This is a genomic window from Candidatus Megaera venefica, from assembly GCF_034554655.1.
Taxonomy (GTDB): domain Bacteria; phylum Pseudomonadota; class Alphaproteobacteria; order Rickettsiales; family Rickettsiaceae; genus Megaera_A; species Megaera_A venefica.
The window spans coordinates 1-9,440 of record NZ_JARJFB010000071.1; the positions used below are offsets into that span (position 1 = coordinate 1).

Sequence of the window (9,440 nt, forward strand, 5' to 3'; positions counted from 1 at the left end):
CTTCAGACACATCAAGATCTTGCTGCAAATATTCATAACCACAAAAATATTGCCAATAAATATTTTCCTTTAGCTCTTCCTCCGTAAACGAATCAGAACCGTTGTACATAGCTTGAAGCATTGATAGTGCTAGCATTACTCTATGATCTTTCTTATTTCTACCAAATTGCTTGATTTCAATGTTAGGCAATGCTCTGGCTTCAAGTTCAGACCAATTTACTAAATCCCTTAGTTTATATAACTTGTTTTTAGGATTTAGTTTTGTAGATAATTTCTCTTCAAATAACCTTTCTTGTTTTTGGAGAAAAGTAATATTTTCTATAGGCATAATTTTAAAATCCGTAAGCTTTATGCGGTAATTATACCATTTTCTTATGGATTTTGTAAGCTGTTTATGACATGAAACCCCTTGTTAATTCAGGCGGGGAGAGTTTTGACGGAGGGACTAGCTATATTAGCGTGGAGATTTAAAAAGTTTAGAGAAGTGCTACTTAGTATATTAATGGCAATTTTTGGAATTATTCTTTTGGTATTTGTATATCAAGCTTTAGAGGATTTTGATTGGCTACCTGAGGTATATTGAGAAGAATTTCTCAAGTTAACTTGAGGTTATTCTTCTCAATTATAACTGCTTAATTTAAGATTATTCTTCTCCGATAATATTGCATTCTATCTCGTCACCTTGTGTTTCAACAAGAAATTGGCAAATATCATGAAAACCAAGTTGATGAGCAAGCTCGCCTGGCCTTAACCCTACATGACCTGGGGCAATTCCAGCTCCTGTTAGCACTTCATTCAATATTCCAGGAACATCACCAAGAGCCTCTAAAGCTCGGTCAAGGGGTTCTAAGATTTCACTAGTTGCCTCTATATTGCGAGCAAGAATAGCAGCATATAAACCAGGCATAGCATCTCTTATGAGCTCTTCAGCTGCTGCAACGGCTTCCGCTTCTTCTTCCTCGTTAGGATGCTCAGCTTCTCCAGGGGCTTGTAAATCAAAAATTTTTTCTTCTAGCGGGTTTTTTTTCATATAAATTAAATACCTTAGTTTTTTGTTAAAATTAATCATTCAAACCCAAGAAGCTAAATATTTACAAACCAAAATTTAGCACAATCAAGTATAACTTAAAGCTATTTTGTTCCTTTAAATTTGAAGCATGTAGTATTGTTGGAAACAATAGAATTGTCAATAATTTAACTTTACTGTGTGATAATATATTAGGTATATTTTATTGTAGAACGAGTATCTCTTGATCTATGATCTTTCTATCTTTCTTTTTAGCTCAAAAATATATTTAAATGTACGCCATATTAGTCTGATACGGCCCTTCCATGATCCTCCTCCTTTTGCCTCTCCGTGTAGACGCTGGGCAAAATAAACAGGAAAAGTTATAATTTTGTACTTATTTTTTTTTGCTTGATAGAGAGTATAAAGGTCAAGAGAGAAATCATTAGGTGCACCGTGTTCTAAATGTTTAGTAAAAAATTCTTTTGAGAACAGTTTTGGTTGGGCGTTGATATCATCAATGTAAGTTTTTAAAGCTATCCATGTAACAAATTGCATTCCAATGGTAAAGAAAGTTTCCAGGAGCTTTCTATTTTTGCGGTTACCTTTAATTATTAAGGCTCCTTTTTTCTGTTCCTTAATATATAATTCGTAAGCGGTAATTACGTCATTAGGGTCAGTCTGTAAATCAGCGTGAGTCCATGAGAGAATATCTCCTGTGGCTTTGCAAAGTGCGTATATAATATCATGACCATAACCCCCACGTTCTTGTTGTAGAATTAACTTAAACTTCTTGGGATCTAGAGTTTTAAATCTAGCTTTTAATTTTTCAGAGGTATCATCTGTAGATCCTCCATCAATAACAATTATTTCGATCGAATGAACAGTAGAATTTAAGATATTTTGAAATTTTTCTATAACAATTAATATGTTCTCAGCTTCATTGAAACATGGAATAACAATGGATAGCTTATTTGTATTTGTCATCAGATAATGTGCTCTTTTTTTATGAATTCACTCCAATAGGCTATTGTGTTTTCGTAATTTTCATAATCAGCAGGGGTACCCCAGCATATATATTTAATATCAAAATATTTAACTCTCAAGTTAGCATCAATGCAATATTGTAGTACTCGGTCTACGTAATATTTTCCATTTAAGGTATCCTTTTTCCATATCATGGTTTCTAAATGTTCAAGGAATGAATTAGCGTGTTTAAACCAAAACATTCCAGTTGTTGCATGATCCTGCATAGGATTATCACTTACCGTTTTTTTTAGTGATATTGAAGCAAGATCTTTGCTGTTTTGATTTTTCAGCTTTGCCCAGCTATGGGCATTAGGGTTCTGTTCAATATTATCATCATTTGAATGGCTTATCATTAAGACATCTGCTTCAAGACGAGCTTGCCTGAATTCTTCAGTATCAAAGATCATGCCATTATCACAAGCTCCGATAAATAACTCATCATCAGTTTGAAGGAATTCTCTGGCTAAGAAACAACCATAGGCTTGGTCCAACAATACATGATCATGAATAAATGTAGTATTGGGGAAAAAATCTCTAATTATTTGTTCAGTTCCATTATGTTCGTGAAAATCACGATCTACACAGATGATTTTGTTTTTGGGGTCGTGTATTCCAGGTATGTCTTTCATTGCACAAATTACCATAGGAAGTTTTTTACCACTATGACGGTCTGTAATTGGGATACAAGCCTTATTTATTTTATAACCAGCATCACTAAACCTGGTTCCTTTGCCGCCCATTGGTATTAGTATAATCATTATTTCCAACTCTTTATTGTATTTATCCAAGATACATAATCTTCTAAATCTCTAGGGGTTCCCCATTGACAGAAATGATTAATATTTGTTGGACACCAGACTTTTAAACTATCCTTTACCATATAATTATATGGTAAGCTCATGTAATATTCTCCCTTAATATTGTCATCTGCATCCACAAGCTGCTGACAATATTTTTTCATTGTATACCCATCTTTAAAATAATAAACTCCTGGAGAATGCCGAGCCATAGTTTTGTCTCTCTCCCACGAAAACTTCTCGCGTATTTCAATTAGGTTTTCATCATTATCTACTTTACAACTAGCATAAAAATTATTTTTAGGAATTAAATGAGGATGAAATCCACTATAACATGGAATAGCCCCATCAGAGTTCCTTTTTGTTACTTCACTTTTAAAGGCTAGATAATCCCAACTCATATAGAAATCACAATAACTAATTAAAACAGGTTTATTATTGTCTATAATTTCTGCCGCCCTCAAAACATTTGCTACTGGGCCTCCTCCTTTCCAATCATATACAGTAAAAATTCTGGCATCCGGAGCAATTCTTGTCAGTTCTGGTTTAACATAATCCAATGAGTTAAGGTGATGATCTTGGCAAATAAACGTTATCTTATTCTTATCTTCTGAAAATAATTTAACAACCCATTCTATCAAAGGCTTACCATGTACTTCTATAAAAGGTTTAAGGCGCTTATATCCAGCAGTTTTAAACCTTGAGCCATTACCAGTCATTGGTATAATTATTTGTATATCATTATTGTTATTTGACAGGATAAACCTCTTTAAATTCTATTGTTATTTATAAAACCTGTCCCCACAAATCAGGGCGTTTAGTGCAAACTGCATCAATCTTAAGATTAGTAATTTGTTCTTTAAATTCGCTAATTTTTGTAAGTTGGTGCTTTTGTAATTCTGGAGAAACTATACATATTTTAAACCCAGCTTTTTTAATCTTATCACATGAAGATTGATTAAGAGGCATTTTAGTAAAACAATCAACCCAAATCCACTTTGCTCTGCCGGAGAATGATAAAGCATACTCAAGCGGTTCATACTCAGAAAAACGTACAGCTAAATTTTCCTGTGAAAAACCTGTTATTTCATTTTTTTTTGCAACATTACTATAAATTACGAAGTAGGGCATTGAGAGATCAAGAAAAAACCAATTATTTATTTTGTAGTTGTTCATAAGTTCTATACAGGCTTTCTCTATACCCTCTGTTTTTATATTTAATATCATTGGCCCTTTGTGATGCCACTTTTTTAGTAAATTTTCAAAAATTTCAGGCTTGTTTGTGTGATGATTGAATGGATCATGATGAAGTATAAGCTCATTCTCATGATACCTTACATCTAGTTCAATGCCATTTTGCTCTGGCACTTTCATGAGCTCTTCAATAGTGTTGATCCGGTGATTAATGTAAATCATTTTTTTAAAACATTTTGTCTATATTTTTCGCTGTCCATTTGTAGGAGAGTATCAACCAGGTCTCTAGATAAGAAATTATGATTTAATCCTTTATCTCCAATAGTTTTATGGATAAAACTATACGCAGATATCGTCTCTTTTGCAGCTAAGCTATTTAAAATCTCTTCTCCCGCTAAGGTATAGACGGCTTGATCAGGAAATAGTATATTATTTCTTATATATTCTATATTAGCTATTTGTGTGTGGCTTATATATGAGCTGTTATTAAGACGAAAATAGCGTTGAATTATATTGTTCAGTTCTTCGTGAATATTTAAAACTTCCGTTGAACTTTCTCCCGAGACTATCACTCCATGATTTTGAAGAAATATTACATTAGGGTAACTTATCGCAGATTGCAAAGCTTCTCGAATTTTAATAGTTAAAAGCCTTCCTGGTGTAGCGTAATCAATCCATAGCGCCTTTGGAAATAGCTGATAACAAATATCTTTTCCTTCTTTTGAACAATTAATAAGGTTTGCAAAAACAGAGTGAGTGTGTAGTACAAACTTTCCAAGTAAAACATGAAAACCTGTTTCCATTGACGGGCGTTTCCCTGAGTTTTTAGCAAAAGATTTTATTTTCATTGAAAAAATGGTTTCATCATTATCTGGGTGAGATAAATAATCGCGAACTCTAGGATAATCGACAATACAATACCCATCTTCTTCGGTTACATTTTTTAAAATATAACCAGAAGCTTTTATTGCCATTTTAGTTTGGTCTAATTTTACTGAAATATTGCCCCCGCCTCCCTGAACGTAAGCTGGATTATCTCCTATAGTTTTGGACATGAAGACTAGATCTTTAATAGACTTCTTTCCAAACTCTACTTCCAAAGGCGCCTGCATTGTCGCTTCGGTGTTAAGATCCTCGTGTACGCTCGAGTTTTGCGCTCCGTAGGTTCCTAGTATCTGCTCTTGGGCAGCAAGTTTGGAAAGAAGTCTAATCTTATTTTTTATCATATTCTGCAATCTCAAAAATATAATATGTAAGCAAAAGAACCACTACGCCTAAACAGTCATTAGGCCATACACTACTGTCTATCCCAAGTTCTTCTAGTCCGCTAATATACGAATCAGCTATTTTCCTTATTTGCTGAGAACTGCAGGTACCTTTAATTATTAAACGCTGGTGTTCTTCTTCTGCATAATCATGTTTTATATCTATGGTTTCTATATTTTTTAAAGAAGCAACTATGGACTCAATATAAACTGAGTTTGAAAGAAGAAGCTTGTAGTATATTTCTACAATTTCATTTTTATCACCAATATTCTCAATTGTTTTAACTGGCGTGGGTTCAATTAAAATATCCGCCTTGTTTCTTTGTGTCTCAATATACTTCTTTGAATCTTTGTCTCGTTTCTCAAGTTGTTCTATAATTTTTTCTTTGGAATAGCCTCGCTTGGTCATATCTCTTGAAATTTTCCAGTGAAACAGGAGATCTTTATGTGGATTTACAAATATTTTTAAATTATATAAGCTTCTTTGAGCAGTCAAATAGAAAGGATGCAAACCCTCAAAAATAATCAAATTATTTGGAGTTAAAGCTGATTCATTTGTAAATTTTCCAGTGTTATGGTCATAATGTCTACGATAAATTGTTTTACCTGACTTGAGCTTTTTTAGAAAATCTATTTCCTTATGTAGATGATTTGCCATAGGATCAAGATGTGTAAATTCTTGCCACTTTTCATCTCCTCTTTGCCATTTATGCATATCATCTCCCCTCAAAAGGGTAGTGTTCTGAGGAAGAAAAACGTCTAATAAAGCGTCTGAAACAGTTGTTTTTCCCGCTCCAGAGTTACCACCAATACCAATAAGGAATGGGGTAGAGGTAATGATTTTATTTACATAACTCTCGAACCCTTTTCTATAAATCCAGAAACAATTTAACAAAAGGGTTGTTTGCAGTGCGGTAACAATCAGATTTAAAAACTTTGAGCTATCAAAACCCATATCACGTAAATAATAATATAAGATTTTAGATTCTGTTAAGTCCGGTAAAATAACGCGCAATACACTAAAATAGTCGGCATTCTCAGAGAAAATGAAATAGAGAAGATAAAAAATCTGCAATCCCCAAAAAAGAAGAGGGGCTCTGCCTTCCTCTTTGATATAAAAATATGATAAAAATGGAATCAACCAAAAATACCAGCCTTGCATTGGCGTAATAAATAGCAATATGATGCTAAAACTGAAGCCTAAAAACATCATAAAAATATTTCTATTATAACGTCCAAGTAGAGCGCCATGAACAAACAGAACAAGTGTTGCAGCAGGGATTATGTATATATAGTGACTACCTATTGGGATAAGAGAATCAAAAAGCTTTGCTTGTTCTTGATTTTGAAAAACCATTTGTAAAAAATAAGGGTCAAAAATGTACTGTAAATTAATTATAAAAAAACTAGAAACCGCGATAGTGAAGAACAACAACAAGTCCCTGATTTTTTCATTCTTTGACATTAAAGCAAGAAAAAAGAAAGGGTATGTTATTAATATGCTTGTCTTCGTTGCAAGTGCTAGCCCAAGGAATAATGCTGACAATTTAGTGTTGTTTTTAAAAAAGAAGTAAAGACTAACGAATAAGATAGATACAGGGATAGCATCAAGTTGTCCATGTATATAGCTAATGTATATAATTACAGGGGAAAACCAATAAAACCATATTAATTTTGATAGATACTTGTCTTTAAGCCAAGATTTTAATATAAAAAATATGCTTATGTCTGCAATGAGCAATGGAAGCCTCGAGAGAAAAAGAATAACAAAACTATTTTCAGCTCCTAGCCATCCAAATAATATTCTCGGTACTGACATAATGTACAGCATTAAAGTAGGGTATGGAAACGAAGCATTAGCACCGTTGTTTTGAAAATGTTTGTATGGGTTTTCAAATCCGCTATCTACGAAATAGCTTATGAAAGGTATAAAAAGATCTGTAAGAAATTTTGAAGCTAAGATGCATCCAAGAAATATTTTCAAGGTTAGTCCTAAGTAAAATAAAATATAATTAGGACGGCAAATATTAGACATACTCATACTTTAAATACCCAGGCTTTGATTCCAATAAAATTGGTAATTGTTGTAAATCCTATCGTTAATAAGTTGGCGATTTCTGGAGTCAGGCCTATTTGCGAAACTAAGAACTCGAGGAGAAACATGCTCAGTATTAGGGAAACAACGTATATTATATAATATTTATAAACATAGTTTTGAGTCGTTTCTTTGATACCAAATGTCCATTTCTTGTTAAATCCATAACCAGCTAAAACTCCTGCAATAAAGCCGGTTGCTGCTGCTGTAAGGTAATATATTCCCAGAAATTCATACAACAAATAGAAAAAACTATAATTTACTGTAGTAGAAAAAAAACCTACAACAATAAATTTCAAAAACTGTTTTTTAATTGCCATTTAGATTTACTTGATATGCTTTAATTCCAAGTTTTTCTGCACCTTCAATGTCTTTTATTTGATTGTCGCCGATCATAATAACATTATTTATTTGTAAATCAAGTTTTGCTAGGGCCAGCAAAAATATTTCGGGATGAGGTTTTTCTTTCCCAGCTTCTTCAGATGTAACTAGGTAGTCAATTAAGTGATCCACTTTCAGTTTTTGCAATTTTTGAACTTGAAAATGTGCTTGCATGTCGGTCACAATACAAATTCGTATATTTCTCTCTTTGCATATTTTTAAAAACCACTCCGCATCCTTATTTAATTCCATATTATCAATTAATGATTGCCAATATAGAGCTTCATATTTTAGTGCTTTATTAAAAGCATGAGGGGCTTTTATTTCCTCAAAAAGTTCTTGGAATGCAAAGAAACGAGATCTACATGCCCCCTGAGGAGATAGCCTTGATGCAACATTATCTCGCTTTTCTCTATATTGCATATAAAACTCTTCTGAAGAAAGGGTATCAGGAAAATCATTTGAAAATGCACTATTGCAATTCTGCAAGGCCTTTTTGTGAGCGGCCTCATAGTCGTAGAGAGTGCCATCCAAATCTATTAGAATCCCTTTGATTTCATGAGTAAGAATTATATTTTTATATTCCATATATACACTTGATTTAACTTCGGTCTTCGTCTAAAGTTCGGGGGTAAAAATTATTAATTTTTAGCCTATAATATTTATGTTTAGAGTAAATATTTGCAAATATTCGCCTTGGATTGTCCTAACAATTGTCCTGTATACTAGCGCATTTATATATTTATTTATAGAAAATTTTATCTTTTCATCAAGCCTTGATTTAACTTCAGTTAGGGAGATTGATGATTACGCTTTTCAAGCTTCTCTTAGGCGTTATCATGAAAATAGGAAATTTTTTGCTCTTCACGACTACGCTTATGGTTGGATCTTCTGGTTTCCGCTTGTTTGTATAACTTACCCTTTTTATTTTCTTAGTATTTATTTTGGTATTGATACTCCATTAGTAGTTATTCCAAGGCAAATGTCACTTTTTTTTACAATCGGTACAGCATTTATTTTATATAAAATAGCTTCGCTATATACTAAAGATAATTTTACAAAATCAATTATCCTACTATTATATCTTTCCTTTCCTGCAACAGGGTATTTTTCCCTTAGGTTTGGAACTGTTGCTCAGACAATGTTCTTGAGCTCCTTGGCTTATTATCTAGTAGCAAAAAAAGAATTTTTAACTCAAAAAGATCTTTGTACAATTGCTATGGTGGTAGCTGCTGCAGCAGCTACTAAATTAAGTGCTCTGCTTATTACTCCACTTATAACTCTAGTTATTTTAGATCGGCTTTCTTGGAAAATTAAAGAAAATCTTGTGCCTCTTATAAAATCATTTTTTGTATTTTTATTTTCTCTTGCTGCTTTGTCTCAAATACCTCCTAAAGCGGTAATTGCCCAAATCAAAACAACACAAACTAGTTATGGTGATCAGAAAGTTTATGATTCTTTTTTTAATGGAATAGTTTCTCCAAATCTTTATATTGGTATTTTCCTGCTCACGTTACTATTTCTTGTAGGCAAAACCATAATTGCTCTAAGAAATGATAGGAATTTTTACAAAAGAGACTATTTATATATTTGTCTAGCTTCAATTTTCTTACTACCCTCTTCTAAAATCTGCACAACAGAGCGACCATCACTACGATCAACAGCTATTGGCG

General features: G+C 32.9%; 11 protein-coding genes. 1 reads left to right on the plus strand and 10 read right to left on the minus strand.

What is annotated here, in order from left to right; genetic code table 11:
* From Megvenef_RS05185 to Megvenef_RS05230, 10 genes are all read right to left on the minus strand, one after another.
* Positions 1-328: transposase (locus Megvenef_RS05185; protein WP_322776028.1), on the minus strand; the 328-nt coding region annotated here is incomplete at its 3' end.
* A gap of 315 nt (positions 329-643) precedes the next feature.
* Complete coding sequence (locus Megvenef_RS05190) at positions 644-1,030, minus strand: hypothetical protein (protein WP_322776918.1); 387 nt, start codon at positions 1,028-1,030, stop codon at positions 644-646.
* Between the two features lie 225 nt (positions 1,031-1,255).
* Positions 1,256-1,993: a glycosyltransferase family 2 protein gene (locus Megvenef_RS05195; RefSeq protein ID WP_322776919.1), complete on the minus strand. Its 738-nt coding sequence runs from the start codon at positions 1,991-1,993 to the stop codon at positions 1,256-1,258.
* A complete protein-coding gene (locus Megvenef_RS05200; protein WP_322776920.1) occupies positions 1,993-2,793 on the minus strand; it encodes a glycosyltransferase family protein in 801 nt (266 codons plus the stop codon). Before Megvenef_RS05200 ends, Megvenef_RS05195 begins: the two co-directional genes overlap by 1 nt.
* Positions 2,793-3,551 (minus strand): NTP transferase domain-containing protein, encoded by a 759-nt coding sequence (locus tag Megvenef_RS05205; RefSeq protein WP_322776921.1) that lies wholly within the window; start codon positions 3,549-3,551, stop codon positions 2,793-2,795. Before Megvenef_RS05205 ends, Megvenef_RS05200 begins: the two co-directional genes overlap by 1 nt.
* A gap of 67 nt (positions 3,552-3,618) precedes the next feature.
* Positions 3,619-4,200 carry a PI-PLC domain-containing protein gene (locus Megvenef_RS05210; protein WP_322776922.1) on the minus strand — a complete coding sequence of 194 codons (582 nt, stop codon included), beginning with the start codon at positions 4,198-4,200 and terminating at the stop codon, positions 3,619-3,621.
* A 44-nt stretch (positions 4,201-4,244) separates the two neighbouring features.
* Positions 4,245-5,252 carry a class II aldolase/adducin family protein gene (locus Megvenef_RS05215; protein ID WP_322776923.1) on the minus strand — a complete coding sequence of 336 codons (1,008 nt, stop codon included), beginning with the start codon at positions 5,250-5,252 and terminating at the stop codon, positions 4,245-4,247.
* Positions 5,239-7,275 carry a hypothetical protein gene (locus Megvenef_RS05220; protein WP_322776924.1) on the minus strand — a complete coding sequence of 679 codons (2,037 nt, stop codon included), beginning with the start codon at positions 7,273-7,275 and terminating at the stop codon, positions 5,239-5,241. The genes Megvenef_RS05215 and Megvenef_RS05220 overlap by 14 nt, the downstream gene beginning before the upstream one ends.
* Before the next feature lie 53 nt (positions 7,276-7,328).
* Positions 7,329-7,706 (minus strand): GtrA family protein, encoded by a 378-nt coding sequence (locus Megvenef_RS05225; RefSeq protein WP_322776925.1) that lies wholly within the window; start codon positions 7,704-7,706, stop codon positions 7,329-7,331.
* A complete protein-coding gene (locus Megvenef_RS05230) occupies positions 7,696-8,355 on the minus strand; it encodes an HAD family hydrolase (RefSeq protein WP_322776926.1) in 660 nt (219 codons plus the stop codon). The genes Megvenef_RS05225 and Megvenef_RS05230 overlap by 11 nt, the downstream gene beginning before the upstream one ends.
* A gap of 76 nt (positions 8,356-8,431) precedes the next feature.
* Between Megvenef_RS05230 and Megvenef_RS05235 the strand changes: the two genes are divergently transcribed.
* Positions 8,432-9,440: hypothetical protein (locus Megvenef_RS05235; protein ID WP_322776927.1), on the plus strand; the 1,009-nt coding region annotated here is incomplete at its 3' end.